Here is a 26333-nt window from a genome sequence, read left to right as displayed (position 1 = left end):
ACGGAAGGACCACCATGTCTCAGACGCCTCGCCCGTTCGGCTCCGACTTCCTGTTCGGAGCAGCCACCGCGGCGTACCAGATCGAGGGCGCCGCCTTCGAAGACGGACGCACCGCCTCCATCTGGGACGCGTTCAGCCGCGTTCCCGGCGCCGTCATCAACGCCGACAACGGCGATGTCGCGTGCGACCACTATCACCGCTACGCCGACGACGTGGCGCTCATGGAAGACCTCGGGCTCGACACGTACCGCTTCTCGGTGTCGTGGTCGCGCGTGCGCCCCGATGGCGGTGCGGTCAACCAGAAGGGCCTCGACTTCTACAAGCGGCTCGTCGACGAGCTTCGTGATGCCGACATCCTGCCGTGGCTCACGCTCTATCACTGGGACATGCCGCAGGCGATCGAAGAGCGCGGCGGCTGGACCGTGCGCTCGACCGCCGAGCAGTTCGTCGAGTACGCGCTCTCGGTGCACGACGCGCTGGGTGACCGCGTCACGAACTGGACGACACTCAACGAGCCGTGGTGCTCGTCGTTCCTGAGCTACACCGCCGGCATCCACGCTCCCGGCCGCTACAGCGTGACCGACGGCGTGCTCGCCGCCCACCACCTGCTGCTCGGGCACGGCACGACGGTGCGCGAGCTGCGCGCACGTGACGCGGCGCTTGACCTCGGCATCACGCTGAACCTCACGGTTGCCGAACCCGTCGATGCGGCTGTGCCTGCCGACCTCGACGCGGCCCGCCGCATCGACGGCCAGTTCAACCGCTGGTTCCTCGACCCGATCTTCCGCGGTGCGTACCCGGCTGACACGATCGAGGACATCCGTGCCGTCGCCCCCGAGGCGATCGAGGCGCTGGATGCCGCGACGCTGCCCGGCGACCTCGAGACCATCTCGACGCCGCTCGATGCACTCGGCGTGAACTACTACCACGGCGAGTACGTCGGCGGTACGCCCGACGCGAACCCGCCGCTGCCGGGCGACGCGCCGACCGACCGGCCGGCGAACTCGCCGTTCCCGTCGCACGAAGGCATCCACTGGCACGAACGCGGCCTGCCGCGCACCAACATGCACTGGGAGGTCGACCCCGGTGGTCTGACGACCCTGCTGGAGCGCGTGTGGCACGACTACGCGAAGGACGCCGGCACCTCGCTGTACGTCACCGAGAACGGTGCTGCCTACGACGACGTGCTGGTCGGAGAAGGGTCGGATGCCCGAGTCCACGATGTCGATCGCGTCGCGTTCCTGCGTGGCCACCTCGGCGCGATCCTCGACGCGGCCGATGCCGGCGTCGACGTGCGCGGCTACTTCTACTGGTCGCTGCTGGACAACTTCGAGTGGGCCTGGGGCTACGAGAAGCGGTTCGGCATCGTGCACGTCGACTACGACACTCAGCAGCGCACGCTCAAGGACAGTGCGGTGGAGTATCGTCGGGTCATCGCCGCGCGCGCGATCGACGTGCCTGAGGCATCCGTCGCCCTGGAAGACGCTCAGAGTTAGGCCGCCGCTGTGACCATCGACACGCCGCGCACGACAGCGACGATCGAAGAGGTCGCAGCTGCCGCGGGGGTTTCGCGCTCCACCGTGTCGCGCGTCGTCAACGGCTCGACCTCGGTCAGCCCGGCGGCCCTCGAGGCGGTGCAGCGTGCGATCGCCGACCTCAACTATGTGCCCAACCGCGCGGCACGCTCCCTCGCGAGTCGGGCGACGATGGCGATCGCGCTCGTCGTACCCGAAGACACCACCAGGTTCTTCGGCGACCCGTTCTTCGCGGCCGTCGTGTCGGGCATCAACGCGCGGCTGAGCCGCTCGGACTACGTGCTGAACCTGATCATCGCGAGCGACGACCCGCGCGACAAGGCGGGCGCGTACGTGCGCAGCGGCGCCGTCGACGGTGCTGTCGTGGTCAGCCACCACACGAGCGACACGTTCATCGATCGCATCGCCGCTGCCGTGCCCGTCGTCTACGGCGGTCGCCCCGTGCGCGAGCGCGAGCGCGACTACTACGTCGACGTCGACAACGAGGCCGGCGCGTACCTCGGGACCAAGCACCTCATCGACCAGGGTCGCCGCCGCATCGCGAGCATCTGCGGGCCGCTCAGCATGCCCGCCGGCGTCGACCGCGTCGACGGCTACCGCCGGGCGCTCGCCGAGGCGGGGCTCGAGTCCGGCCCGATCGAAGACGGCAACTTCACCGCCGACGGCGGGTCGGCGGCGATGCAGCGGATCCTCGACACGGGCATCCCCTTCGACGGACTGTTCGTCGCGAGCGACCTCATGGCACGCGGCGCACTCGCCGTGCTCGGGCGCGCCGGCATCCGCGTGCCCGAGGATGCCGCGATCGTCGGCTTCGACGACTCACCCGTGGCCACCGCGGTGCGGCCGAACCTGACGACGGTGCGCCAGCCCTCGCACGAGCAGGGCGAGAGGATGGCCGACGTGCTGCTGTCGCTGCTCGCCGGCGGCGACCCGCCGCACGTGACGGTACTCGACACGTCGCTCGTGGTCCGCGACTCCGCCTGAGGCTGGCTAGACGACCGCGGCGTGCAGGGCGTTGTTCCACGGGTCGGCGAAGCTGACCGTGCGACCGTCGTCGCGCACCTGGATGCCATGGTGCGCAAGCCGCTCCGACAGGGCGCCGAGCCCGTCGGCATCCGGCAGGGTCAGATCGACACGGCCCAGGCCGAGCGCGGGCATCCGCGGACCTGCACCGCGCGAGTTCCAGACGTTCATCGCCATGTGGTGGTGGTATCCGCCGGCGCTGACGAACAGGGCCGAACTGCCGAGGGATGCCGTGGCGTCGAACCCCAGCGCGTCGACGTAGAAGGCGCGGGCGGTGGCCACATCGCCCACCGACAGGTGCACGTGGCCGATTGAGGCGGCATCGGCTGCGAGCGCACCGGCGAGCGTCTGCTCGCTGAGGTGCTCGCTGAGGAACGCGTTCGGGTCGAGGTAGAGCGTGCCCATCTCGACCTGGCCGTGCGTCCACGACCACTGTGAGCGGTCGCGATCCCAATACAGCTCGATGCCGTTGCCCTCCGGATCGGTCAGGTAGAACGCCTGGCTGACGAGGTGGTCGGCGCTGCCGGTAAAGGTCTGCGGAGCGCGCTGCGCGACGCTGTACAGCGCCGCCGCGAGCGCCGACTGCGACTCGAACAGGATCGCGGTGTGGAACAGTCCCGCCGACCCCGGCACGGCGTGGCGCAGCGCGGGCTCGTGCTGCAGGATCACGAGCGGGCGGCCGGCGCGGCCGAGCGTGACGGTGCTGCCCGTGGCATCCAGGATCTGCAACGTCACGACGTCACGGTAGAACGCCGTCTGCGCGTCGAGGTCGCCGACGAGCAGCGTCACGGCGCCCATCGTGGTGGCCGGGGCAAGGCGGGCGGATGCCGGTGCGGGAGCATTCATGTGTAGCTACAACTAAATTGTGGAGCGTTCTGTTCCCGCACCCGCACGCGGCTCAGCCGACGTTCTCGGGGTCGCCGCCGAGGGCGCCGATCGGGACGATGGGGCCGCCGTCGTCGGCGCCGGTCTTGCGCGCTCGCGCGATCGCGTTGCCCGCGTGGTAGATCACGAGCGCCGCGACCGTCGCGAGCACGATCGCGCCGAAGCTCAGGTCACCGAGGTTCATCGTGAAGCCCGCGATCGCGATGACGAACGCGACGGCGACGGTGTACTGGTTGACGGGCCGCGAGAAGTCGACCTGGTTGTCGACCCAGATCTTGATGCCGATGACGCCGATGAGGCCGTACAGCGCCGTCGTCACGCCGCCGAGCACGCCGCCGGGCATCGCGAAGATGACGGCGCCGACCTTCGGCGAGAACGCGAGCAGGATCGCGAACGTGCCCGCCACCCAGTACGCGGCGGTCGAGTACACGCGCGTCGCCGCCATGACGCCGATGTTCTCGCCGTAGGTCGTCGTGCCCGATCCGCCGCCGAGGCCCGCGAGGGTCGTCGCGACGCCGTCGGCGAGCAGCGCGCGGCCGGTGCGCTTGTTGATCGAGGCGTCGCCGGTCATCGTCGCGACGCCGCGCACGTGGCCGACGTTCTCGGCGATCAGCACGAGGATGACGGGCAGGAACATCGGCAGCGCACCCCACGCCGCCGCGTCACCGAACGCCGGCAGGTGGAACTCGGGCAGGCCCACCCACGCGGCATCCGCCACACCGCTCCAGTCGATGCGACCCGTGAAGGCGGCGACGAGATAGCCGACGACGACCCCGAGGAAGATCGAGACGCGGCCGAGGAATCCGCGGAACAGCACCGCGAACAGGATCGTCGCGACGAGCGTGATGGTGCCGAGCAGGGCATCCTGCTGGAAGTTCTGCCACGCGACGGGCGCGAGATTGAGGCCGATCAGTGCCACGATCGCACCGGAGACGACCGGCGGCATGAGCTTCTCGATCCAGCCCGTGCCGGTCGCCTGCACGAGGAAGCCGACGCCGGCCAGCAGGATGCCCGTGACGAAGACGCCGAGCAGCGCACGCGAGATCTGCTCGGGGGAGTCGAGCGGGGCGCCGCCGCCGGGGCCGAGCGCGAGGATCGGCGCGATGAACGCGAACGACGACCCGAGGTAGCTGGGCAGGCGGTTGCCGGTCAGGATCAGGAACAGCAGCGTGCCCAGGCCCGAGAACAGCAGTGTCGTCGACACGGGGAAGCCCGTCAGCAGCGGCACGAGGAAGGTCGCGCCGAACATCGCGACGACGTGCTGCGCGCCGATCGCGATCGTCGACGGCCAGCCGAGCCGCTCGTGCGGCTTGACGACGGCGCCGGGTGCGACGGTGCGGCCGTCTCCGTGCTGGGTCCAGATGGGCATGCGGGTGCTCCTCGACGTTCGTGGGATGACTGGCGTCAGCGTAGCTGGGAGTCACCTGTGTGCGCGGGATGCGCGCCGGGGTCGGGCGTGCGCGGGCGCGTCGGCTCCGCGGCGGGTGCCTGCGACGGCCGGGGCTCAGGCCGTGAGCTTCTCGAGCAGCTCGCGGTACTTGTCGGCGGTGCGGGTGACGATCTCGGTGGGCAGCTCGGGCGGGGTGCCCTGCTTTTCCCAATTCGCGGCGAGCCAGTCGCGGACGATCTGCTTGTCGAAGCTCGCCATGCGCTCGGCGGGAGTGGTTCCGGATGCCCACGCCGTGGCATCCCAGTACCGCGACGAATCGCTCGTGAGCACCTCATCGGCGAGGGTCAGCACGCCGTCGGCGTCGATGCCGAACTCGAACTTCGTGTCGGCGAGGATGAGCCCCGCCTTCTCGGCGGTCGCGGCGGCGCGGCGGTAGATCTCGAGCGACAGGTCGCGCAGCTCGGCCGCGCGCTCGGCTCCGACGAGCTCTTCGGTCTGCGCGAACGAGATGTTCTCGTCGTGCTCGCCCATCGGGGCCTTGTACGCGGGCGTGAAGATCGGATCGGGCAGACGGCCGCCATCGTTCAGCCCGGCCGGCAGCGGGATGCCGCAGACCGTCCCGGACGACTGGTACTCCTTCCAACCCGACCCGGTCAGGTAACCGCGCACGACGCACTCGACCGGCAGCATCTCGAGGCTGCGCACGACCATCGCACGACCGACGACGGATGCCGGGATGAGATCGCCCGCGAGCGTGTGCGACGCCGCGAGGTGATTCGGGATGCGCCGGCCCCCGTCGGCGCCGGCGAGCTGGTCGAACCACCACAGGCTGAGCGTCGTCAACAGCTCGCCCTTGCCCGGGATGCCGGGGGACAGCACGTAGTCGAACGCGCTGACGCGGTCGCTCGCGACGACCAGCATCCGCCCCTCGACGGGCTCGAGGGTCGCCTCGACAGCCTCGGGGGTCGCGGGCGCGGGGGGCACTGCGGGCTCGGGCGTCGCGGGCCGGTAGAGGTCGCGCACCTTGCCGGAGTACACGTGGGTCCAGCCGGGCAGGTCGAGAGCAGCATCCGTCACCCGTCCATTATCCGCGAGACCGCAGCGGTGCACCGAGACTGCACCCCGGCTCAGCAGTCTCGGTGCACCACTGAAGTTTCGCGGTCGGGGCGGCGGGGTGGCGCTCAGCCGCGCGGGGTGATCGCGTCGACGAACGCGAGGGCTTCGCGCATGAGCGAGTCCCACTGGGATGCCTCGGCCATTCCCACGAACGCCCACTCCTTCATCGGGCGCTCACGCATCACGACGCGGCGCGCGGCCCCGCTCGCCTCGAGCTCGTCGACTCGCTCGCGGGGGAGTTTGAGCATGAGCGCGGACTCGTATCCGACGCACGCGAAGACCTTCCCGCGCACGCGCACGCCCTCGACGCCGAACATCGGGCCGAGGTCGACGTCGTCGCGTGAGGCGAGCAGCCGCTGCACGATCGGATCGAAGACCGCGTGAGCGCGCGCTTGAGCGTCGGCATCCATGCGAACACGCTAGTGCTCGAGGGCCCGCGGGCGTATAGTCCATCTGGACTAATCGAGCCGGAGTAAATGATGAAGGATGCCGCCTGCCGCCTCACGCCGCTCGGCGCGATGGTGCTCGCGCTGCTGCGCGAAGACGACATGCATCCCTACGAGATGATCCGCCTGCTGCGCCAGCGCCGCGACGACCGCATCGTCCCGATCACGAACGGCACGATGTACCACACGGTCGCGCGGCTCGAGAAGCAGGGCCTGCTCGCCGAGGTCGGCGTCGACCGCGACGGCAATCGCCCCGAGCGCACGACGTACACGCTGACGGATGCCGGTGATGCGGCACTCGTCGACTGGGTGCGCCGTGAGTTGGCGACCACGGATCACCCCGCCGAGTTCCGCGTCGCGCTCGCCGAAGCGCACAACCTGCCGCGCGAAGACGTGCTCGAGTTGCTGCGCGAGCGGCTCGCAGGCGTCGCCGCCGACCGTGACGCCCACGGCGCGGCGCTCGCCGGCGCGCTCGCCGGTGGCGTCTTTCCGCAGTACCTCATCGAGGTCGACCGCCAGCACGCGCTGCTGGAGGCCGATCACACCTGGCTCGCCGCGTTCATCGAGCGGCTCACCGACCCGGCGTTCGTGTGGGGATCCCACGCGGCGACCGACCGTTATCTGGCACACAGAGAGGCCGCACGGCAATGACTGACCCTTCGACCACCCCCTCGACAGGCTCGGGGACCAGTCCGACAAACTCGGGGACCACCACGACGAGCGAGCGCAGCCCGTGGCCGGCGCTGTGGGCGCTCGTCATCGGGTTCTTCATGATCCTCGTCGACACGACGATCGTCTCGGTCGCGAACCCCGCGGTCAAAGCGGCGCTCGACCCGAACACCAACAACCTCGACAACGTCGTGTGGGTCACCTCGGCGTACCTGCTCGCCTACGCCGTGCCGCTGCTGATCACGGGACGCCTCGGCGACCGGTTCGGCCCCAAGCGCGTCTACCTCGTGGGCCTCGTGATCTTCACGCTGGCATCCCTCGGATGTGGTCTGTCGGGCACGCTCGAGATGCTCATCGTGTGGCGCGCGGTGCAGGGCCTCGGGGCATCCCTCATGACTCCGCAGACGATGGCCGTCATCACCCGTACCTTCCCGGCGACCCGCCGCGGCGCCGCGATGGGACTGTGGGGTGCGACAGCGGGCGTCGCCTCGCTCGTCGGCCCGCTCGCCGGCGGCCTGCTCGTGGACGGCTTCGGCTGGGAGTGGATCTTCTTCATCAACCTTCCGGTCGGTGTCATCGGCTTCGTGCTCGCCTGGATCCTCGTCCCCAACCTCGAAACGCACCCGCACCGCTTCGACGTCGTCGGCGTCTTCCTCAGCGCGGTCGCGCTGTTTCTCATCGTCTTCGGGCTGCAGGAGGGCGAGCACTACGACTGGGCGCCCTGGGTGTGGACGATGATCGCGGGCGGTGTCGTCGTCATGGCCGCATTCATCTGGCAGCAGGCGAAGACGAAGAGCGAGCCGCTCGTGCCGCTCGAGCTGTTCCGCGACCGCAACTTCTCCGTCGCCAACATCGGCATCACCACGGTCGGCTTCGCCGTCACGAGCATGTCGCTGCCGCTCATGTTCTTCACGCAGTTGGCGCGCGGACTGACGCCGACCGAGTCGGCGCTGCTGCTGATCCCGATGGCGGTGCTCTCGGGCGTCCTCGCGCCGCTCGCCGGCAAGCTGCTCGACCGCGTCGACCCGCGCGTTCTGCTCGTGCCCGGACTGCTGCTGACCGCGATCTCGCTGCTCTGGTACGTGCTGCTGATGAACCCCGACACCGAGATCTGGATGTTCCTGCTGCCGTCGGCGCTCATGGGAATCGGCCAGGCGGGCATGTGGGGTCCGCTCGCGACGACCGCGACCCGCAACCTCGGTCCGCGCCAGGCGGGAGCCGGCGCCGGCATCTACAACACGACCCGCACGATGGGGTCGGTGCTCGGCTCGGCGGCGATCGCCGCGTTCATGCAGAGCCGGCTCGAGGCGAACCTGCCCGGCGCCGCAGACGCCGGCGGCGACTTCGGATCGGGTCAGCTGCCCGATTTCGTCGTGAGCGGGTTCTCGGATGCCATGGCGCAGGCGACCCTGCTGCCCGCCGCCGTCCTGCTCGTCGGCGTCGTCGCGGTGCTGTTCATGCAGCGGCCCGCGCACCTGGTGCGCTGACGCGGGCGGGCTGGCGGCCGCTGGCGCGGCGGGCCGCTGGCGCGGCGGGCGCGACTGCGGCGCGCTGGCACGCGCTGGCGCGGCGAGAAACCACTTCTGCGCGAGAAACCACGGGAGCGCGCGTTTCTCACGCAAGATGTGGTTTCTCGCGGCGCGCGGAGGTGCGGCCGCGCGGGCGCCGCGGGCGCGGGCGGCCTCAGCCCGCGACGCGGGCGGCGATGTCGGTGCGGAAGTGGCCGCCCTCGAGGGTGATCTCGCCCAGCGCGGCATAGGCGCGCTCGCGGGCCTGCGCGAACGTGTCGCCGACCGCGACGACGTTGAGCACGCGGCCGCCCGTTGCGATGAGGTCGCCGTCCGGGGCATCCGGCCCCGCCGTTGCCGCGTGCGCCAGGTGCACGCCGGGGACGGATGCCGCGGCACGCAGCCCCTCGATGGGTCGGCCGGTCTGCGGAGCCTCGGGGTATCCCTCGCTGGCGAGCACGACCGTGACGGCGGCGGTGTCGGCGAAGGTTGGGGCCGGCTCGTCCTCGAGGTAGCCGCCCGCGGCGGCCAGCAGCAGCCGCGACAGCGGCGTCGTCAGCCGCGGCAGGACGACCTGGGTCTCGGGGTCACCGAAACGGGCGTTGAACTCGATGACCTTCACGCCCTGCTCGGTGAGGATGAGTCCGGCGTAGAGCAGTCCGATGAAAGGTGTGCCCTCGGCATCCAACTGCTTGATGACCGGCTCGGCGACCGTGCGCGTCACCTCGTCGACGAACGCCTGTTCGCTGCCAAAGCGGTCGGCCAGCCACGGCAGCGGCGAGTAGGCGCCCATGCCGCCGGTGTTCGGGCCCGCGTCGCCGTCATAGGCGCGCTTGAAGTCCTGCGCGGGGCTGAGTGCGCGGACGGTGTCGCCGTCGCTCACGAAGAAGAGCGACACCTCCGGGCCGGAGAGGAACTCCTCGACGAGCACCGGGCCGGTCGGCAGGTAGGCGTCGGCGTGCGCGAGCGCGGCGCCGCGGTCGTCGGTGACGACGACGCCCTTGCCGGCGGCGAGACCGTCGGCCTTGACCACGTAGGTGGCGCCGTACTCGTCGAGCGCGGCCGCGACCTCGGCGCGCGTCGTGGCGCGCGTCGCGCGGCCGGTGGGCACGCCCGCGGCATCCATGATGCGCTTGGCGAAGGCCTTCGAGCCTTCGAGCTGCGCCGCGGCGCGCCCCGGGCCAAACACGGGGATGCCGCGCTCGCGCAGTGCGTCTGCGACGCCCGCGACGAGCGGAGCCTCGGGGCCGATGATCACGAGGTCGATGTTCTCGTCGTTGGCGTAGTCGGTGACCTGCGTGGGGTCATTGGCGTCGAGCCGCGCGACGAGCGTCGCGTCGGCGGCGATGCCGGCGTTGCCGGGGGCAGCGAACAGCTCGTGCGAGGCATCCTCCGCCTTCAGCGCGAGGAGGATGGCGTGCTCGCGAGCACCGGAACCGAGGACGAGAATGCGCACGCCGCCAGCCTACCGACGGCGGCCGCGCCCTGCCCGGCTGTGCCCGCCCTGCCCGCGCTGCCGGGCGCCCTACCCGCGCTGCCGGGCCCATCTCCGCGCTGCCGGCGCATAACTCAGGCAGATCGGGGGTGCAACGCCCGTTTCTGGGCCCGCGGGGCCCGTTCTGCCTGAGTTATGGTCCGGCGGGCGTTCGCAATTCAGTCTCGTTGCCGGCGCCGGCGGCGCTCCGCAGCGGAATTCCGCGGGGCGCCGCCGCCGCACAGCTCGCACAGACTGAATTACGGACGGGCGAGGCGGGAGACGGCTCGCGCTAGCGTGGAGGCATGGCGCGCAACATCTCCACCGAGGACGGCCGCGCGTCCCTCGCCGCCGTCGCCGCCGCGCGCGGGTCCGACGCCGCGCCGGCGCGCACCGACCTTGCGACCGCCGTGCGGTACCTGCTGCAGCTGCTCGCCGAGAAGGCGCCGGGCAACACCGTCGAGGTGCGGGTGCCGCCGTTCGGCGCGGTCCAGGTCGTCGAAGGCCCGCGGCACACCCGCGGCACGCCGCCGAACGTCGTCGAGACCGACGCCGCGACCTGGATCGCCCTCGCCACCGGCGAACAAACCTGGTCGGATGCCCTGGCCGCCGGCCGCATCCTCGCGTCGGGCACCCGCGCAGACCTTGAGTCGCTCCTGCCGCTGCGCCCGTGACGCCTCCGGGCCCGCGACGCGGCCGCGCCCATGACGCCGCCGCACGCGTGACGTTGCGGCGCCCGCGTGGCACAGCGTCCCGCAGGCTTCGCGGGACGCTGTCCGGTTCCCACAGTGGGACAATGGGAGTGTGAGCGAGTCGACCCAGCACCACATCGAGTCCGCGCAGCTGCGGCGCAGTCCGCGCTACGCGATCTTCTTCGTGCTGGGCGCAGCCCTCGGCATCCTGGCCGCGCTGATCCTCACGTTCGCGTTCGACGGCACGGCCGAGAAGAGCCCCTCGACGCAGGTGCTGTACTCGACCTCGCAGGTGTTCGGGTTCCTGTGCCTCGTGTGCATCCCGATCGGACTCGCCCTCGGCGGCGTCGTCGCGCTGATCCTGGACCGCCGGTTCGCGCGCCGCGCGCGCGAGGTGCGCGTCGACCACGAGCGCATCGAGGTCGACTACCCCGCCGATGCGGCTGCCCCCGCACCGGCGGCTTCGCCCGACGAGGCGTGAGCCGGGGCATCCCCCTGCGTCACAGCAAGTGGGCGCACTGAGGGGCATCCCCTGCGCGCCACAGAACTGCGCCACAGAAGTAGGTGGCGCAAATGACCACTTGGGATGCTCTGAACTAGGCATTTGCGCCACCTGTTTCTGAGAGCCGCAAAGAAGTTGGCGCAAACAGTGGTTTGGGATGCCTGGAAGCACCTGTTTGCGCCAACTTCTCGGCGCCCGCCGCGCGCGCAACCTGCCCCGCGGCGCGCCCCACCACGCACAGCCGCGCGCGCCGCGCGCCCCACCCCTCAGGCGATGTCAGCGATGACGGGCGCGATGGCCGCGTCGAAGGCCACCACGTCGCTGCGCAGGCTGTCGGTGACGGCGACGGTGAGCGCGCCGATCCACCAGATCCCGCGCTGGGTCAGCGGCAGCACCTGCACGTTCAGCTCGAACGAGTGCGCGCGCCGCCCGGCCTTGCGCTCATGCTGCGCGATCGCGCTGGCGTAGGCACGGTACGACGCGCCCGTCCCGAGGCTTGCGCGGTAGCGCTCGTGCGCAGAGCGCGCGTACTCCACGGCGGCGTCGCCGTGCGGGGCGATCTCGGCGGCGAGCTCGTCGAACCCCTCGACCGGAAGGGCTACCACCATGTCGAAGCCGTCGATCAGCTCGAGCGGCACGGGCGAGGGGTGCGCCTGCGGCTCGACCGTCATGTCCCAGTACGCGCGCCACTGGCGCTCGAGCGTCGGGCGGTCGGCCCACTCGCCCGCGGCGCCGACGGGAGCTCCGCGCAGCGCGGGCAGCTCTTCGGGCTGACGGACATCGAGCGCCTGGCGCAGGTACAGCGCCACCAGGACAGGCAGGCCGGCGTCCTCACGCACGACCCACTCCGGCCCTCCCGCTGACATGTCGCCCATCCTAGGGAACCCGGGCGCGCCCGCGCCGGGCAGAACCCCGCGCGCGGGCCGGTAGGCTGTCGGTGTGGCCCAGTCCCCACAGAATCCCTATACCGAAGCCGGCGTCGACACCGCGGCGGGAGATCTCGCCGTCGAGTTGATGAAGTCGGCCGTCCGGCGCACCCACGGTCCTGAGGTCCTCGGCGGCGTCGGCGGCTTCGCCGGGCTGTTCGACGCCTCGGCGCTGCGCGCGTACGCGAAGCCGCTGCTGGCGACCTCCACCGACGGTGTCGGCACGAAGGTCGCGATCGCGCAGGCGATCGACAAGCACGACACGATCGGCCAGGACCTCGTCGGCATGGTCGTCGACGACATCGTCGTGGTCGGTGCGCGTCCCCTGTTCATGACCGACTACATCGCGTGCGGCAAGGTCTTCCCCGAGCGCATCGCCGACATCGTCCGCGGCATCGCGACGGGCTGCGAGCTCACCGGCACGGCCTTGGTCGGCGGCGAGACCGCCGAGCACCCGGGCCTGCTCGGCGTGAACGACTACGACGTCGCGGGCGCTGCGACGGGCGTCGTCGAGGCGGACGCCGTGCTCGGCGCCGAGCGGGTGAACGAGGGCGACGTCGTCCTTGCCCTGGCATCCAGCGGCCCCCACTCGAACGGCTACTCGCTCATCCGCCACATCGTCAGCGGCAACGGCATCACCTACGGGGCGGATGCCGCGGACTTCGGCCGCACCTGGGGCGAAGAACTCCTCGAGCCGACACGCCTGTACACGCGTCCGCTGCTGCGCCTGCTGTCGCAGGTTCCGGATGCCGTGCACGCGCTCAGTCACGTCACCGGCGGAGGCATCGCGGCGAACCTCGCGCGCGTGCTGCCGCAGGGCACCTGGGTCGACCTCGACCGCTCGACCTGGTCGCCGCCGCCCGTGTTCCGCGTGCTCGCTGACCTCGGCTCGCTGCAGCTCGAGCAGACCGAGGGCACCTGGAACCTCGGCATCGGCTTCCTCGCGGTCGTCTCGGCAGCGCAGGCGGATGCCGCGGCATCCGCCCTCACAGCCGAAGGCATCGCGACCTGGCAGGTCGGCGTCGTGCACACCGGCACCCTGCCGGTCGACGCGCACGGGCACTATGAGCAGGGCGCGAAGGGCGTCGACGGCGGCGCCGTCCGCCTGGTCGGCAGCTACGCCGCGGGCAACTGAGCGCAGAAACGGAACAAGCAACACCAATGTGCGGAATCGTCGGCGTCGTCGGTCACGGGAACGTCAACCAGGAGATCTACGACTCCCTCCTGCTGCTGCAGCATCGCGGGCAGGACTCGACCGGCATCGCGACCGCCGAGCGCGGCGGGGTGTTCCACATGTTCAAGGCCAAGGGCCAGGTGCGCGAAGCGGTCCGCACGCGCGACATGCGGGCGCTGCTGGGCAACATCGGCCTCGGCCACGTGCGCTACGCGACGAAGGGCACCGCGTCGAGCGAAGAAGAGGCGCAGCCCTTCTACGTCAACGCGCCGTACGGCATCGTGCTCGTGCACAACGGCAACCTCACCAACACGCGTGAGCTCACCGAAGAGCTCTTCAGCAAGGATCGCCGCCACCTCAACACGAGCTCTGACACCGAGCTGCTCGTGAACGTCCTGGCGAACGAGCTGCAGGCATCCATCTCGGGCCTCGATCTCGACTCCGACCAGATCTTCCAGGCGGTCTCGCGCGTGCACGAGCGCGTCGAGGGCTCGTACGCCGCGATCGCCCTCATCGCCGGTTACGGCCTGCTCGCGTTCCGCGACCCCTTCGGCATCCGCCCGCTGATCCTAGGCACGCGTGCGGCGGTCGACGAGGAAGGCGCGCCGACCGGCCGCTATGAGTGGACCGTTGCATCGGAGTCGCTCGTGCTCGAGAACGGTGGGTTCGAAGTCGTCCGCGACGTCGAGCCCGGCGAGGCCGTCTTCATCGACCTCGACGGCACCCTGCACACGCGACAGTGTGCGACGGATGCCAAGCTCGTGCCGTGCTCGTTCGAGTACGTGTACCTGGCCCGCCCCGACTCGATCATGAACGGCATCTCGGTGTACGAGGCGCGGCTGCGCATGGGCGAGCGCCTCGCCGACACGATCGCGAAGTACACGCCTTCGGGGGCGATCGACGTCGTCATGCCGATCCCGGATTCATCGCGGCCCGCCGCGATGCAGGTCGCGCGCAAACTCGGCATCGAGTACCGCGAGGGCTTCTACAAGAACCGCTACGTCGGCCGCACCTTCATCATGCCGGGGCAGGCGGTGCGCAAGAAGAGCGTGCGCCAGAAGCTCAACGCGATGTCGAGCGAGTTCAAGGGCAAGAACGTGCTGCTGATCGACGACTCGATCGTCCGGGGTACGACCTCGAAGGAGATCATCCAGATGGCGCGGGATGCCGGGGCGCTCTCGGTCACCTTCGCCTCGGCCGCTCCGCCGGTGCGTTACCCGCACGTGTACGGCATCAACATGCCCTCGCGCCACGAGCTCGTCGCCCACGGTCGGACGATCCCCGAGATCGCGAAGGAGCTCGGCGCCGACTACATGGTCTACCAGGAGATCGACGACCTGAAGGCGGCGATCCTCGAGGGCGCCCCCGACGTCGAGGACCTCGACATGAGCTGCTTCGACGGCCGCTACGTCACCGGTACCGTCACCGACGAGTACCTCGCCTGGGTCGAGGGCACCCAGGAGAGCTGACCCCCGCGGGCCCCGCCCGGCCGACCCCGCGCTCCGCGCCCGCCCCGCACCATGTCCCACTCGCGGCAGACCATGTCCCAAAAATGGTTGTTCCCGGGGCATCCAACCAGCGTTTTTTGGGACATGGTTCTGTGAGGGCGGGCTGGCGGCGTGGGGGCGTCATTTGGGCGGGCTGCGCGGGCCTAGGCTGGTGAGAGTGACTGACACCCGCTCCCTGTGGCGCGGCAGATCCCTCGCGTTCGTCGGCATCGTTCTGGTGGCGTTCTCGCTGCGGTCCGCCGTCGCGTCGCTCTCGCCGATCCTTGCCGAGGTGCGCGCCGACTTCGACGTCCCGACGGGCATCGTCGGCCTGATCGGGGCGGCTCCACCTGTCTGCTTCGCCGTCTTCGGAATCGTCACCCCCGCGCTCGAACGACGCTTCGGACTCGAAGCCCTCGCGACCGCCTCGATGGTCGTCGCCGCAGCGACGATGGTCGTGCGAGCGCTCGCGGGCGACGCGATCGTTCTGCTGATCTCGACGGCCGTGCTGTTCGCAGCGGTCGGTGTCGGCAACGTCGTGCTGCCGCCGCTGATCAAGAAGTACTTCCCCGACCGCATCGGCATGATGACCGGCCTCTACTCGAGCCTGCTGGCGGTTGCGGCGTTCGTGCCGCCGCTGGTCGCGGTACCGGTGGCGGATGCCGCCGGCTGGCGCTTCTCGCTGGGGCTGTGGGCCGTCTTCGCGATCGCGGCGATCGTCCCGTGGGTGGCGCAGATCGCGGTGTTGCGGCGGCCGGCAGACGGGCCGACTGACACGTCGGCGGCCGCCGCGGGTGCGGGGGCGACCACCGGGGCATCCGTCACCGGCGATGCACCCGACGACGCGCCCGCCGGCGACGCCACCGGCACCGACCCCGACCTCACCCCGCACGCCCCCGGCGTCGAAGAGCCCGCACCCCAGGTGCTCGGGCGCCTGTTGCGCATCCCGCTGGCGTGGGCGCTCGCAATGACGTTCGCGATCTCGTCGGCGAGTGTGTACGCGTGCTTCGCGTGGCTGCCGGTCGTGCTCGTCGACATGTCGGGCGTCTCGCACGCCGCCGCTGGAGCCCTGCTGTCCCTGTTCGGCGCGATGGGGCTGCCGTGGTCGATCCTCGTGCCGATCGCGATCACGCGCAGCGACCGCATCGGCTACATCTACCTCATCGCTGTGGTCACGGGCCTCGTCGGCGTCGTCGGGATGGTGTTCTTCCCGACGACGGCGACGGTGCTCTGGGTCGTCCTGCTGGGCGTTCCGCAGGGACTGTTCCCCGCCGTGCTCGTCCTGATCCAACGCCGCACGCGCACGCACGAGGGCGCCGTTGCGCTGTCGAGCTTCAGCCAGAGCGGCGGCTACGCCATCGCGGCGATCTTCCCGATCGCCTTCGCCGCGCTGCACGAGGCGACCGGCGGCTGGGAGGCGGCGATCGGCTCGTTCGGGCTGCTGTTCCTGCTCGCGATCCCCGCCGGCATCATCGTCGCACGGACGAAGACCCTCGAAGAGGAGTGGGAGAAGCGCCACGGCGCCTGGTGAGCCGACCCGCCGCAGACGGACCAAGGTGGCGGATGCCCGGGGCATCCGCCACCCCCCCCTCACCACCGGGGTCGTGCCGCGGTCAGGGCTCAGGCGGGAACTTTCGCTGCCTCGAGCACCTCGAGGAACGCCTTCATCCACGTGCCGTTGTCGGGCCACGCGCGCGCCGTGACGAGGTTGCCGTCGACGACGCCGCCACCGCCCTCGAAGACGCCGCCGACCGTCGTGACGTCCACCGCGAGGGCGGGGTAGGCCGACGACGTGCGGCCCTCGAGGACGCCCGCCGCGGCCAACAGTAGCGGTCCGTGGCAGGTCGCCGCGACGGGGCTGTTCTCGGAGAAGAAGTGGCGCACGATCCGCTGGGCATCGGCGTCATTGCGGATGTACTCGGGGGCGCGGCCGCCGGGCACGACGATCGCGACGTAGTCCGCCGGATCCACGTCGGCGAACGCGACATCGGCATCCCACGTGTGCCCGAGCTTCTCGGTGTACGTGTCGAAGCCGTCGACGAAGTCGTGCACGACGAACTGCAGCTTCTTCTTGCTCGGGGCGCCGATGTGCACCTCGTATCCCGCCTCCTGCAGGCGGTGATAGGGGTAGAAGACCTCGAGGGTCTCGGCGGCGTCTCCGGTGAGGATGAGGATCTTGTCGGCCATGACGGGTTCCCTTCTGAAGCGGATCCGACGGCGATGTCGGATGCCACGAGCATGCGCCGCGGCGCGCGGCGGCGACCAGCGCGGTTCTCACGATGTGCGAAACACGCGCCGTGTTTAGACTGACGGCATGGCCTCAGAGCCCCGCGACGCGGCGGGCATCCGATCGGCGGAGCGGACGCTCCGCATCCTCGACGAGGTCGGCGGCGCGCCTGCGGGACTCACCGCGGCAGAGCTCGCCCGCACGCTCGCGCTGTCACCCGCGACGGTCTACCGACTGCTGTCGACGCTGCAGCGGCACGACTACCTCGCACGCACGGGCGATGCCCGCTACGTCTTGGGTCGCGCCGTCGACGGGCTCGGCCGCGCCGTGCGTGCACAGCTGGTCGCGACCGCCGATGTGCGCGCGGTGCTGGCGGGCATGCGCGACGCGGCGCACGCGCCCGCCTACCTGACGGTGTTCCGCGGCGACGACATCGCCGTCGCGCACGTCGCCGACTCGGCGGCGCATCCGCGGATCGGTCAGCTGCACGTCGGCTTCGCCGACGCCGTCCACGTGACCGCGTTCGGCAAGCTCATGCTCGCAGCGCGCGACGACGAAGGAGTGCGCCGCTACCTCGACCGGCACGGTGCGCCGGCGGTTGCGCGCGATTCCGTCACGGGAGAGCGCGAACTGCTCGAGCAGCTCGACGACGTCCGCGCCCTGCAACTGGCGGTCGAGGTCGAGGAGTACATGCCCAAGCTCGCGTGCATCGCCGCGCCCGTGCGCTCGCGCAGCGGCCGCGCGGTCGGCGCGGTGTCGCTGTCGACGAGCGCGGACGACTTCCGCTCGCGCGCGCACGAACTCGAGCGCATCGTGCGACGCGGCGCGTGGCACGTGTCGAGCACGCTCGAGGGCTGACGCGAGGTACGAGGGGCGGACGCTTACGCGGTTTCGAGCTTGTCCTCGTCCTCGTCGGCGTACTGGTCGGCCCACTTGTCGACGTACGGGTCCTCGTCGTGATGACCGAGCTCCTTCTCGAGAGCCGAGTAGTTCACGTTGTAGGTGTCGTACTTCAGTTCGCGAGCGATCTTGGTGTGCTTCGCCTTCTGACGGCCACGCCCCATGCGAGACCCCCTCATTTCTGAGTCACGGGCGGTGCGGCTGCGGTTGCGCACTCACCCGGTGCATTCACAATGCGTTTGCGAGCCGGCCTGAGGCCGGGAAGAGTAGCATTCAGGATAACACGGTGCCCTCGGAGCCTCGCGGATTCGGGTCGCACCGGCACCGAGCCAGTGGAGGATGTCATGGCGGACACCGAGCCCGATGCGGTCCCCGAGCACGCCGTCATCGTCGGCGCCGTGCCTGATCAGCCGGCACGCGTTCTGAAGGAAGCGGCCCGCTACGCCCGTCTGTTCGCCGCGCCGCTGATCGTCGCCCACGTCGACGTGACGCGCTTCGTCACGTACGAAGACCCCGACGGATACGTGCACTCCGCCCCGATCGACATCGACATCGCGGCCGGTGAAGCGCAACTGCGCGTCGTGACGGATGCCGCCGAAACGACCCTGGGCGCCATCGCGGGCCTGGAGTGGTCGATCGTCCAACTGGTGGGCGACCCGGCGCTGGCCATCAAGCAGCTCGCCGAGCGGTCGCAGGCCCGCCTGATCGTGGTCGGCACGCGCCGCCGCGGACTCGGTGAGTCGATCCGCGAGTTCTTCACGGGGTCGGTCGCCGCGCGCCTCGCGCACCGCCAGTCGCGCCCCGTGCTGGTCGTGCCGCTCGAAGAGCCCGCCGCCGACGACGAGTCCCTCTGGCCCGAGGGCTGACGCCGCGCGCGGCGCCCGCCCGGCGCGTTCATCCGTCCGGTTGTGTGGGGTGGGGGCATCCTGTGCCGCATGTTGGGACGGATGACGGCGTGGGTGCGGATGCCTGGCGGCGTTCATCCGTCCCGTTGTGTGGGGTGGGGCATCCGACCCCGCAGTTAGGGACGGATGAAGCGCCGGCGGCGAGCGGCCCCCCGGCGTCAGCCGCGCAAGGCGCGGGTGAGCGCGCGGGCTGCGTCGTCGAGCGTGCGGCTGAGGTCGTCGACGACGGATGCCGCGAGGGTGCCCCCGTGCGCGAGGTGCGTGCGCAGGTCGGCCCGCACGTTCGCGCGGAACTCGCCCACGAGCGCTTCGGCCCGGCGCAGCTGCTCGCGCGAGTCGGCGCGCGTCGCGTCCTCGGCCGCGGTCGCGGTGCGGGCGTGCGATTCCGACGTCACGCGGTCGGTCTGGGCGGCCGCGGCCAGGTCGGCGCGCAGGCTCTTCATCGCCTCGCGCACGCTGCCGCGCACTTCGTCGGCGATGAGCCGCACGCTGTCGGCGAGGCCCGCCTCGATGCCCTCGAGGTCGCCCGCGCGGGCGGCGACTTCGGCGCGCCCGGCATCCGTGATCTCGTAGACGGTCTTGCGGCCGTCGACGGTCTTGGTGACGAGGCCCTCTTCTTCGAGCTTCGCCAGCCGCGGATAGATCGTGCCGGCGCTCGGCGTGTACGTGCCGCCCGTGCGGTCGGACAGCGCCTGCATCAGGTCGTAGCCGTGCCTCGGCGACTCGTCGAGCAGGTTCAGCAGGTACAGGCGCAGGTCGCCGTGGGAGAAGACCGGGGCCATGTTCACGCCTCCTCAGACGGGAACTCGGCCGGGAACTCCGCCGCCAGCTCGCTGGGCGCCTCGGCCGGGACCTCGGGCGCCGCATCGACCGTGCGCCGCAGCACCGTCAGCGCTCCCGACACCGAGTTGGCGCGCACGTCGGCGAAGCTGCCGCTGAGCTCGCCCACCGAATCGACCCAGTTGGTCGGGCCGCTGCTCGAACGCTTCACGCCGTCGACGAGAACCCGGCCGCTGACGCTGCGTAGCACATAGTTGGCCGGCAGCCCCTCGTCGAGGCGCACGGTGCTCTCGCCCGAGACGGTGTTGAGGTTGATGGCATCCACGCGCCCCGTCGTGTCGACGAGCAGATCGCCGGAGACGGTGTCGATGGATGCCTTTCGGATCTGCCCCGTCGCCGCGACGTCGCCCGACACGGAGTTCGCGCCGAACGTGCCGTCCAGCCCGCGGATCTGCACGTCGCCCGAGACGGCGTTGACCGACAGGTCGCCCGCGATGCCGTCGACGATGATGTCGCCCGACACGGTGTTCAGGCGCGCGCCGGACTGCAGCCCCGCGACGAACGCGCTCGCCGAGACGACGCCGAGGTTCAGGGCGATGCCGCGGGGGACCGCGACCGAGATCTCGGCCTTGGGGCCGGAGGTGCCGAAGTTGCGGAACACCTCGAGGAAGTTGTCCCAGCGCAGTTGCGGGTGGTCGATTTCGACGACGTCGCCGGATGCCTCGATGCGCAGATCCTTGATGGTCACACCGTGCACCTCGATGCGCACGCCCGGTTCGTCGTGCGCGACGACGTCGATCTGGCCGCCGACCATGCCGACCTTGAGCTTGCGGATGCCTTCGAGGTCGATCACCCGGGTCTCGCCCGGCTTGATGAGCCACTTCTCGAGTGTCATGGGTCCTTCTCCTGGGTTGATGCGGCGCGAATCGAGATATATCGCGTTTCACGACAATAACACGATATATCGCGAGTTGGAACCCCGCCCGGTCGTTGAGCGAGCGAAGCGAGACGAAACGTCGTGACCACAGCGCTTGACCTTGACGTGACGTCAACCTTTACCGTTGCTGTCATGAACGATTGGTCGATCCAGCAGATCGCGAAGCTCGCCGGAACCACGAGCCGGACCCTCCGGCACTACGACGACATCGGGCTGCTGACCCCCTCAAGCGTCGGCGCGAACGGCTACCGCCGCTACGACAGCACCGCCCTCGTGCGCCTGCAGCGCATCCTGCTGCTACGCGAACTGGGGCTCGGGCTGCCGCAGATCGGCGAGATCCTCGCCCGCCCGACGGCCGAAGAGGATGCCCTCGCGCACCATCTCGAGTGGCTGCGCGCCGAGCAAGACCGCCTCGCCCGGCAGATCGCCGCCGTGGCGTCGACCATCACCGCACTCAAGAAGGGAGAAGAGCCCATGGCCAAAGACATGTTCGACGGGTTCGATCACACGCAGTACCAGGACGAAGTCACCGAGAAGTGGGGAGAGCAGGCGTACGCCGACTCCGACCGCTGGTGGCGGGGGATGGATGCCGCCGAGCAGGCCGACTGGAAGGCCCAGGTCGCGGCCCTCAACGCAGCGTGGCAGGATGCGTCGTCCCGCGGCATCCTGCCCGACTCGGACGAGGGGCAGCAGCTCGCCGCCCGCCACGTCGCGTGGTTGCGCGGGATCCCGGGCACGCCGGCAACCCAACCCGACCAGCTCGCCGGGTACGTCCGCGGTCTCGGCGACATGTATGTCGCCGATCCCCGCTTCGCTGCGAACTACGGCGGCGCCGCCGGCGCGAGGCTCGTCCGCGATGCGCTCGCCGCCTACGCCGACGCGCACCTCTGAGCGTGACGACGATGCCCCTGCCGACCCGTCGGCAGGGGCATCGTCGTGGCGGGGACGGCGACTATGCCCGTCCGCCGCGGACGACGCGCAACAGGAACGCGATGAGGGCGATGACACCCACGATGACCGCAACCCAGAGCAGCCAGTTGAGCGCCGAGCTGAGGCCGCCGACGATGGCGAGCACGATGGCGACCACGATGATGATGATCAGGGCGATGTTCATGATTGTCTTCCCTTCCCCGGCTGGTGCGCCGGAAGCGATTTCAGAAACTACTCCTTGATGCGGCATCCGTCAGCCCCCTTGCGTGTGAGCGTGGGCGGGGGTAAGACACGCCCGCGCGAAGCGCCGTCGGGTGCACGGGGAATTCACAGGCGCGGCTCTACGGTGGGGGGATGACGGCGCCTCGCTGGTTCTCTCCGGCCGCGCTGCTGCTCGTGATGGCGGGCGGTGCGGCGGGCGTCGCGGCGCGCGCGCTGCTCACGGTTCCGCTGACCGGCCAGAGCCACCCGCTTGTGATCCCCGCGGTGACACTGGGGATCAACCTGCTCGGATCGTTGCTGCTCGGCGTCGTGATCGGCTGGCTGGATGACAGGCATCCGCGGGCTCGCCTGTTCCTCGGCACGGGGATGATGGGCGGCTTCACGACCTACAGCGCCTTCGCCGTGCAGTCCGTGACCGTCTCGACCGCATCGCCGCTGGTCGGCCTGACCTTGATCGCCCTCTCGCTGTTCGGTGGAGCGCTCGCCGCCGCCGTCGGACTCGGCCTGGGGCGACGCATCGTCGATCGCCCCGGCGAGATCGAACGAGCGGAGGATGCCGAATGAGCGGGCTCGACTGGGCGCTGCTGATCGTCGGTGGCGGACTCGGCGCGGGCGGGCGGTATGTGCTGGACGGCGTCATCATGCGGGGGCGCACGGGGGTCTTCCCCCTCGGCATCCTCATCGTCAACATCACCGGATCGTTCCTGCTGGGACTGCTCACGGGGCTCGGCATGGCGATCGCGCCGACGTGGGTGTCGATCATCGGCGTCGGTGTGCTCGGCGGGTTCACGACCTTCAGCACCGTCTCGGCCGAGACGGTGCTGCTCGCGCAGCGCGGCCGGCGCGATTGGGCCTGGCTCAATCTGCTCGGAACCCTCGTCGTGTGCGTCGTCGCGGCGGCGCTCGGGCTGATGATCGGCGGGCTGTTCCCGCGCTGAACACCGGGCCGAACAGCGGGCTGAACGGGGTGCGCACCCCGCGCTGGGCACCGGGCTCACCCGCGCTGGACACCCGGGTTCCCCGCAGGGAAATGCCGGGATAACCCCCTGTCGGGGCGGCACGGCCACCGTGGCAGAATGGCCTGGATACACGCGTGTATCGGACCTCGCACAGCACCCGCGCTCGCGCGGACCCCCACAGCAAAGGCCCTCCGTGTCGAACCTCGCCGTCCTGAGTCTGCGCAACCGCGCCCTGATCGCCCTCATCACGATCGTCGCCGCCGTCTTCGGCGGCATCGCGCTCACGAGCCTCAAGCAGGAGCTCATCCCCTCGATCGAGTTCCCGCAGCTGTCGATCGTCACGACCTACCCGGGCGCCTCGCCCGACGTTGTGAACAACGACGTGTCGACGCCGATCGAGACGGCGATCCAGGGGATCCCGGGGCTCGAGTCGACGACGGCGACCTCGACGACTAACGCGTCGATCATCCAGGCATCCTTCACGTACGGCACCGACCTCGCGACGGCCGAGCAGAAGATCCTGCAGTCGATAAACCGCATCAAATCCACCCTGCCCGACAGCGTCGAGCCGAACGTCGTGTCGTTCTCGATCGACGACCTCCCTGTCATCGCCCTCGCCGTGACGGGCTACGACGACGCCGCGACGATCCAGGCGCAGCTCGAGGCGAGCGTCGTCCCCGAGATCGAGGATGTCGACGGTGTCGCCGCCGCCGCGATCGTCGGCGGTCAGGGTGAGCGCGTCACGATCACCCCCGACCCCGCGAAGCTCGCGGCCGCAGGCTTTGCGCAGAGCGCCATCACTGACGCGCTCGACCAGAACGGCGTGCTGTTCCCCGGCGGGTCGGTCACCGAGGGCGACCAGACCCTGACGGTGCAGACCGGCACGAAGCTCACGAGCGTCGACGAGCTCGCGGCGCTGCCGCTCGTGCCGACGGATGCCACGCAGCTCGCCGCCGGACAGGTCACGATCGGCGACGTCGCGACGGTCGCGCTCGGCCAAGACCCGGTGACCTCGATCTCGCGCGTCAACGGCGAGCCGGCCCTGACGATCTCGATCACGAAGCTGCCCGCCGCCAACACGGTCGACGTCTCGCGCGCCATCACCGACCTGCTGCCGCAGCTGCAGGATGCCATCGGCGCGAGCGCCGAGTTCACGGTCGTCTTCGACCAGGCGCCGTTCATCGAGCAGTCGATCGAGGCGCTCGCGCAGGAGGGCCTGCTCGGCCTCGTCTTCGCGGTGCTCGTGATCTTCCTGTTCCTGCTGTCGGTGCGCTCGACGTTCGTCGCGGCGATCTCGATCCCGACGAGCGTGCTGATCACGTTCGTGGGCATCCAGGCGTTCGGCTATTCGCTGAACATCCTCACGCTCGGCGCGCTGACGATCGCGATCGGACGCGTCGTCGACGACTCGATCGTCGTGATCGAGAACATCAAGCGGCACTACGTCGGCGATGCTGACAAGAAGACCTCGATCCTGCTGGCCGTGCGCGAAGTGGCGGCGGCGATCACGGCATCCACCATCACGACCGTCGCGGTGTTCCTGCCGATCGCCTTCGTCGGTGACATGACCGGCGAGCTGTTCCGGCCGTTCGCGCTGACGGTCACGATCGCGATGGCGGCTTCGCTGTTCGTCGCGCTGACGATCGTGCCGGTGCTGGCGTACTGGTTCCTGAAGCCCGGCAAGCCGCTGCTGGGCGCAGACGGCAACCCCATCGATCCTGAGCACGAGGATGCCCCGCCGTCTCGCCTACAGAAGGGTTACCTGCCGATTCTGCGCTGGACGCTGCGCAACTCGTGGGTGACGCTGCTGATCGCCGTGCTCGTGCTCGGCGGGACGATCGCCGCAGCACCCCTGATGAAGACGAACTTCCTGGGTGACAGCGGGCAGAACACGTTCACCGTCACGCAAGAGCTCGGTGCCGCCGCCTCGCTGGATGCCGAGGACGCCGCTGCGCAGACGGTCGAGGCGGCCCTGCTCGGCGTCGACGGGATCACGACGGTGCAGACCTCGATCGGGTCGAGCGGGTCGGCGATCCGCGACGCGTTCGCGGGCGGGTCCGCCGGGATCACCTACTCGATCACGACCGATCCGTCGGCCGGTCAGGAGCAGGTGCGGGCCGACGTGCAGGATGCCGTCTCCGGGCTCACGGACGTCGGCACGATCACGGTGTCGGCCGGCCAGGGCGGGTTCGGCGGCAGTGACATCGAGGTCGACGTCACCGCCCCCGACGCCTCCACGCTGCAGGCCGCGACCGACGAGGTCGTGTCGGCGCTCGACGGGCAGGCCGACATCGGTCAGGTGACGTCGAACCTCGCGGCATCCCTGCCGTACGTCGCGGTGACGGTCGACCGCGACAAGGACGCCTCGCTCGGACTCTCGGAAGTCACCGTCGGCGCGCTCGTCGCGAACACGATGCAGCCGCGTCAGGTGAGCACCGTCGAGCTCGACGGCACCGGCGTCGCCGTGTACCTGCAGGCCGAGTCGGTGCCCGACACGATCGACGAACTGAAGGCCCTGCAGATCCCGACGGCGGCCGGGCCCCTCGCGCTCGATCAGGTCGCGACGGTCGAAGAGAGTCAGGGCCCGACCTCGATCACGACGCAGCGCGGTCAGCGCACGGCGACTGTCACGGTGACGCCCTCGACCGATGACCTCAACACGGCATCCGCGACCGTCACCACGGCACTCGCGGACCTCGACCTGCCGACGGGCGCGAACGCCGAGATCGGCGGCGTGCTGACGCAGCAGCAGGATGCCTTCGGGCAGCTCGGTCTCGCGATGCTCGCGGCGATCCTGATCGTCTACATCGTGATGGTCGCGACGTTCCGGTCGCTGCGCCAGCCGCTGCTGCTGCTGATCTCGGTGCCGTTCGCGGCGACGGGCGCGATCCTGCTGCAGATCGCGACGGGCGTGCCGCTGGGTGTGGCATCCCTCATCGGTGTGCTGATGCTGATCGGCATCGTCGTCACGAACGCGATCGTGCTCGTCGACCTCGTCAATCAGTACCGCGAGAAGGGGCTGTCGGCGCATGACGCGACGATCGCCGGTGGTTCGCGGCGTCTGCGCCCCATTCTCATGACGGCGCTCGCGACGATCTTCGCACTGACGCCGATGGCGCTCGGCATTACGGGCCACGGCGGCTTCATCTCCCAGCCGCTCGCGATCGTCGTGATAGGCGGCCTCATCTCGTCGACGGTGCTGACTCTGCTCGTGCTGCCGACGCTGTACAACCTCGTCGAGGGAGCGCGCGAGCGCCGCGTGGCGCGGCGTGCTGGTGCTGCGGCGGGTGGTGGCGCGGTCGGTGGCGGCGGCGCGGCGGGTGGTGACGCGGTCGGTAGCGGCGCGGTCGACCTCACGCCGGTGGACACGTCCGACCTGCACCCGCGCCGCGCGCTGCGCGAAGCGCACGAGGACTGAGGCCCGCGCGCGGGGAGTGCGGCGGGTGCGCACCGAATGCGCCCGTTCAGGCCGAGCGCGCCCCCTCTTGTCCCGCACCAGGCGGCGCACTCGGCAACAGCCGGCGCAGTCGCGCGCGGGTCGCGGCCGGGCGGTCTCCCAGGGTCACCCGGTAGAGTTGTGCGGTCGGCTCTGGACACTGCGCTGTGCGCGGGTGGGTTTGTGAGTCCAAGGGGCCGATGGTGAGTG

Annotated in this window: 26 protein-coding genes; 15 read left to right on the top strand and 11 right to left on the bottom strand. The window is 70.4% G+C overall.

Features of this window, described 5'->3' with window-relative positions; all coding sequences use genetic code 11:
- Window positions 1–14: 14 nt before the first annotated feature.
- Together BGO46_RS11425 and BGO46_RS11420 are read left to right on the top strand one after the other, a co-directional pair.
- Window positions 15–1496 (top strand): GH1 family beta-glucosidase, encoded by a 1482-nt coding sequence (locus tag BGO46_RS11425; protein WP_292673841.1) that lies wholly within the window; start codon window positions 15–17, stop codon window positions 1494–1496.
- 9 nt (window positions 1497–1505) lie between these two features.
- Entirely contained in the window at window positions 1506–2519 is a 1014-nt protein-coding gene (locus tag BGO46_RS11420) for a LacI family DNA-binding transcriptional regulator (protein ID WP_292673845.1), read from the top strand.
- Window positions 2520–2525: 6 nt separating this feature from the next.
- Here BGO46_RS11420 and BGO46_RS11415 read toward each other — a convergent pair whose 3' ends face one another.
- The 4 genes from BGO46_RS11415 to BGO46_RS11400 all read right to left on the bottom strand — a co-directional run bounded on the left by BGO46_RS11415 (window position 2526) and on the right by BGO46_RS11400 (window position 6359).
- Window positions 2526–3404 (bottom strand): VOC family protein, encoded by an 879-nt coding sequence (locus BGO46_RS11415; protein WP_292673848.1) that lies wholly within the window; start codon window positions 3402–3404, stop codon window positions 2526–2528.
- Between the two features lie 52 nt (window positions 3405–3456).
- On the bottom strand, window positions 3457–4812 hold the full coding sequence (locus BGO46_RS11410) for a solute carrier family 23 protein (RefSeq protein WP_292673850.1): 1356 nt from the start codon (window positions 4810–4812) through the stop codon (window positions 3457–3459).
- A 135-nt stretch (window positions 4813–4947) separates the two neighbouring features.
- The gene (locus BGO46_RS11405; protein ID WP_292673852.1) at window positions 4948–5910 is read right to left on the bottom strand and encodes a phosphoribosylaminoimidazolesuccinocarboxamide synthase; all 963 of its coding nucleotides are present in this window, start codon (window positions 5908–5910) and stop codon (window positions 4948–4950) included.
- 104 nt (window positions 5911–6014) lie between these two features.
- Complete coding sequence (locus tag BGO46_RS11400; protein ID WP_292673854.1) at window positions 6015–6359, bottom strand: hypothetical protein; 345 nt, start codon at window positions 6357–6359, stop codon at window positions 6015–6017.
- 66 nt (window positions 6360–6425) lie between these two features.
- Here BGO46_RS11400 and BGO46_RS11395 point away from each other — a divergent pair, with 66 nt between their 5' ends.
- Together BGO46_RS11395 and BGO46_RS11390 are read left to right on the top strand one after the other, a co-directional pair.
- Window positions 6426–7046 carry a PadR family transcriptional regulator gene (locus BGO46_RS11395; RefSeq protein WP_292673855.1) on the top strand — a complete coding sequence of 207 codons (621 nt, stop codon included), beginning with the start codon at window positions 6426–6428 and terminating at the stop codon, window positions 7044–7046.
- Complete coding sequence (locus BGO46_RS11390; RefSeq protein ID WP_292673857.1) at window positions 7043–8551, top strand: DHA2 family efflux MFS transporter permease subunit; 1509 nt, start codon at window positions 7043–7045, stop codon at window positions 8549–8551. The genes BGO46_RS11395 and BGO46_RS11390 overlap by 4 nt, the downstream gene beginning before the upstream one ends.
- A 196-nt stretch (window positions 8552–8747) precedes the next feature.
- Here BGO46_RS11390 and purD read toward each other — a convergent pair whose 3' ends face one another.
- Window positions 8748–10028, bottom strand: a complete 1281-nt coding sequence (gene purD / locus BGO46_RS11385; RefSeq protein WP_292673859.1) for a phosphoribosylamine--glycine ligase — start codon at window positions 10026–10028, stop codon at window positions 8748–8750.
- Between the two features lie 323 nt (window positions 10029–10351).
- Between purD and BGO46_RS11380 the strand changes: the two genes are divergently transcribed.
- Window positions 10352–10720, top strand: coding sequence for a sterol carrier family protein (locus BGO46_RS11380; protein WP_292673861.1), 369 nt, complete (start codon window positions 10352–10354; stop codon window positions 10718–10720).
- 130 nt (window positions 10721–10850) lie between these two features.
- Window positions 10851–11219, top strand: coding sequence for a potassium transporter Trk (locus BGO46_RS11375; protein WP_292673863.1), 369 nt, complete (start codon window positions 10851–10853; stop codon window positions 11217–11219).
- Between the two features lie 287 nt (window positions 11220–11506).
- Here BGO46_RS11375 and BGO46_RS11370 read toward each other — a convergent pair whose 3' ends face one another.
- The gene (locus BGO46_RS11370; RefSeq protein ID WP_292673866.1) at window positions 11507–12106 is read right to left on the bottom strand and encodes a zinc-binding alcohol dehydrogenase; all 600 of its coding nucleotides are present in this window, start codon (window positions 12104–12106) and stop codon (window positions 11507–11509) included.
- A 73-nt stretch (window positions 12107–12179) separates the two neighbouring features.
- On the opposite strand from BGO46_RS11370, the gene purM reads away from it, so the two are divergent.
- From purM to BGO46_RS11355, 3 genes are all read left to right on the top strand, one after another.
- Window positions 12180–13301: a phosphoribosylformylglycinamidine cyclo-ligase gene (gene purM, locus BGO46_RS11365; protein ID WP_292673869.1), complete on the top strand. Its 1122-nt coding sequence runs from the start codon at window positions 12180–12182 to the stop codon at window positions 13299–13301.
- A 26-nt stretch (window positions 13302–13327) separates the two neighbouring features.
- Complete coding sequence (purF, locus tag BGO46_RS11360; protein WP_292673872.1) at window positions 13328–14809, top strand: amidophosphoribosyltransferase; 1482 nt, start codon at window positions 13328–13330, stop codon at window positions 14807–14809.
- A 196-nt stretch (window positions 14810–15005) separates the two neighbouring features.
- The gene (locus BGO46_RS11355) at window positions 15006–16358 is read left to right on the top strand and encodes an MFS transporter (protein WP_292673874.1); all 1353 of its coding nucleotides are present in this window, start codon (window positions 15006–15008) and stop codon (window positions 16356–16358) included.
- Window positions 16359–16447: 89 nt separating this feature from the next.
- Here BGO46_RS11355 and BGO46_RS11350 read toward each other — a convergent pair whose 3' ends face one another.
- Window positions 16448–17014, bottom strand: a complete 567-nt coding sequence (locus BGO46_RS11350) for a DJ-1/PfpI family protein (protein ID WP_292673877.1) — start codon at window positions 17012–17014, stop codon at window positions 16448–16450.
- Window positions 17015–17141: 127 nt separating this feature from the next.
- Here BGO46_RS11350 and BGO46_RS11345 point away from each other — a divergent pair, with 127 nt between their 5' ends.
- The gene (locus BGO46_RS11345) at window positions 17142–17912 is read left to right on the top strand and encodes an IclR family transcriptional regulator (protein WP_292673879.1); all 771 of its coding nucleotides are present in this window, start codon (window positions 17142–17144) and stop codon (window positions 17910–17912) included.
- A 23-nt stretch (window positions 17913–17935) separates the two neighbouring features.
- Here the strand turns inward: BGO46_RS11345 and BGO46_RS11340 are convergent, their stop codons facing one another.
- On the bottom strand, window positions 17936–18118 hold the full coding sequence (locus tag BGO46_RS11340; RefSeq protein WP_292673882.1) for a DUF3073 family protein: 183 nt from the start codon (window positions 18116–18118) through the stop codon (window positions 17936–17938).
- 180 nt (window positions 18119–18298) lie between these two features.
- Between BGO46_RS11340 and BGO46_RS11335 the strand changes: the two genes are divergently transcribed.
- Complete coding sequence (locus BGO46_RS11335) at window positions 18299–18820, top strand: universal stress protein (RefSeq protein ID WP_292673884.1); 522 nt, start codon at window positions 18299–18301, stop codon at window positions 18818–18820.
- Window positions 18821–19017: 197 nt separating this feature from the next.
- On the opposite strand, the gene BGO46_RS11330 is transcribed toward BGO46_RS11335, so the two are convergent.
- Complete coding sequence (locus BGO46_RS11330) at window positions 19018–19641, bottom strand: PadR family transcriptional regulator (RefSeq protein WP_292673887.1); 624 nt, start codon at window positions 19639–19641, stop codon at window positions 19018–19020.
- A gap of 2 nt (window positions 19642–19643) precedes the next feature.
- Window positions 19644–20534, bottom strand: coding sequence for a DUF4097 family beta strand repeat-containing protein (locus BGO46_RS11325; RefSeq protein WP_292673890.1), 891 nt, complete (start codon window positions 20532–20534; stop codon window positions 19644–19646).
- A gap of 174 nt (window positions 20535–20708) precedes the next feature.
- On the opposite strand from BGO46_RS11325, the gene BGO46_RS11320 reads away from it, so the two are divergent.
- Window positions 20709–21467, top strand: coding sequence for a MerR family transcriptional regulator (locus BGO46_RS11320; RefSeq protein ID WP_292673893.1), 759 nt, complete (start codon window positions 20709–20711; stop codon window positions 21465–21467).
- Window positions 21468–21528: 61 nt separating this feature from the next.
- On the opposite strand, the gene BGO46_RS11315 is transcribed toward BGO46_RS11320, so the two are convergent.
- Window positions 21529–21690, bottom strand: coding sequence for a hypothetical protein (locus tag BGO46_RS11315; RefSeq protein ID WP_292673896.1), 162 nt, complete (start codon window positions 21688–21690; stop codon window positions 21529–21531).
- Between the two features lie 170 nt (window positions 21691–21860).
- Here BGO46_RS11315 and BGO46_RS11310 point away from each other — a divergent pair, with 170 nt between their 5' ends.
- From BGO46_RS11310 to BGO46_RS11300, 3 genes are all read left to right on the top strand, one after another.
- Complete coding sequence (locus tag BGO46_RS11310) at window positions 21861–22292, top strand: CrcB family protein (RefSeq protein WP_292673899.1); 432 nt, start codon at window positions 21861–21863, stop codon at window positions 22290–22292.
- Window positions 22289–22666, top strand: a complete 378-nt coding sequence (gene crcB, locus BGO46_RS11305; protein WP_292673902.1) for a fluoride efflux transporter CrcB — start codon at window positions 22289–22291, stop codon at window positions 22664–22666. The genes BGO46_RS11310 and crcB overlap by 4 nt, the downstream gene beginning before the upstream one ends.
- 214 nt (window positions 22667–22880) lie before the next feature.
- Complete coding sequence (locus BGO46_RS11300; RefSeq protein ID WP_292673905.1) at window positions 22881–26105, top strand: efflux RND transporter permease subunit; 3225 nt, start codon at window positions 22881–22883, stop codon at window positions 26103–26105.
- The last annotated feature ends 228 nt before the right edge of the window (window positions 26106–26333 follow it).

The organism is Microbacterium sp. 70-16, assembly GCF_001898315.1.
Classification (GTDB): Bacteria; Actinomycetota; Actinomycetes; order Actinomycetales; family Microbacteriaceae; genus Microbacterium.
The sequence above is the reverse complement of the archived record's forward strand: the minus strand, read 5'-3'. Positions and strand labels throughout refer to the sequence as shown.

Coding starts and splice junctions, on each gene's coding strand:
- BGO46_RS11425 (WP_292673841.1), top strand. CDS start 15: ATGTCTCAGACGCCTCGCCCGTTCGGCTCCGACTTCCTGTTCGGAGCA.
- BGO46_RS11415 (WP_292673848.1), bottom strand. CDS start 3,404: ATGAATGCTCCCGCACCGGCATCCGCCCGCCTTGCCCCGGCCACCACG.
- BGO46_RS11410 (WP_292673850.1), bottom strand. CDS start 4,812: ATGCCCATCTGGACCCAGCACGGAGACGGCCGCACCGTCGCACCCGGC.
- BGO46_RS11400 (WP_292673854.1), bottom strand. CDS start 6,359: ATGGATGCCGACGCTCAAGCGCGCGCTCACGCGGTCTTCGATCCGATC.
- BGO46_RS11395 (WP_292673855.1), top strand. CDS start 6,426: ATGATGAAGGATGCCGCCTGCCGCCTCACGCCGCTCGGCGCGATGGTG.
- BGO46_RS11390 (WP_292673857.1), top strand. CDS start 7,043: ATGACTGACCCTTCGACCACCCCCTCGACAGGCTCGGGGACCAGTCCG.
- BGO46_RS11380 (WP_292673861.1), top strand. CDS start 10,352: ATGGCGCGCAACATCTCCACCGAGGACGGCCGCGCGTCCCTCGCCGCC.
- BGO46_RS11370 (WP_292673866.1), bottom strand. CDS start 12,106: ATGTCAGCGGGAGGGCCGGAGTGGGTCGTGCGTGAGGACGCCGGCCTG.
- purF (WP_292673872.1), top strand. CDS start 13,328: ATGTGCGGAATCGTCGGCGTCGTCGGTCACGGGAACGTCAACCAGGAG.
- BGO46_RS11350 (WP_292673877.1), bottom strand. CDS start 17,014: ATGGCCGACAAGATCCTCATCCTCACCGGAGACGCCGCCGAGACCCTC.
- BGO46_RS11345 (WP_292673879.1), top strand. CDS start 17,142: ATGGCCTCAGAGCCCCGCGACGCGGCGGGCATCCGATCGGCGGAGCGG.
- BGO46_RS11340 (WP_292673882.1), bottom strand. CDS start 18,118: ATGGGGCGTGGCCGTCAGAAGGCGAAGCACACCAAGATCGCTCGCGAA.
- BGO46_RS11335 (WP_292673884.1), top strand. CDS start 18,299: ATGGCGGACACCGAGCCCGATGCGGTCCCCGAGCACGCCGTCATCGTC.
- BGO46_RS11330 (WP_292673887.1), bottom strand. CDS start 19,641: ATGGCCCCGGTCTTCTCCCACGGCGACCTGCGCCTGTACCTGCTGAAC.
- BGO46_RS11325 (WP_292673890.1), bottom strand. CDS start 20,534: ATGACACTCGAGAAGTGGCTCATCAAGCCGGGCGAGACCCGGGTGATC.
- BGO46_RS11320 (WP_292673893.1), top strand. CDS start 20,709: ATGAACGATTGGTCGATCCAGCAGATCGCGAAGCTCGCCGGAACCACG.
- BGO46_RS11315 (WP_292673896.1), bottom strand. CDS start 21,690: ATGAACATCGCCCTGATCATCATCATCGTGGTCGCCATCGTGCTCGCC.
- BGO46_RS11310 (WP_292673899.1), top strand. CDS start 21,861: ATGACGGCGCCTCGCTGGTTCTCTCCGGCCGCGCTGCTGCTCGTGATG.
- crcB (WP_292673902.1), top strand. CDS start 22,289: ATGAGCGGGCTCGACTGGGCGCTGCTGATCGTCGGTGGCGGACTCGGC.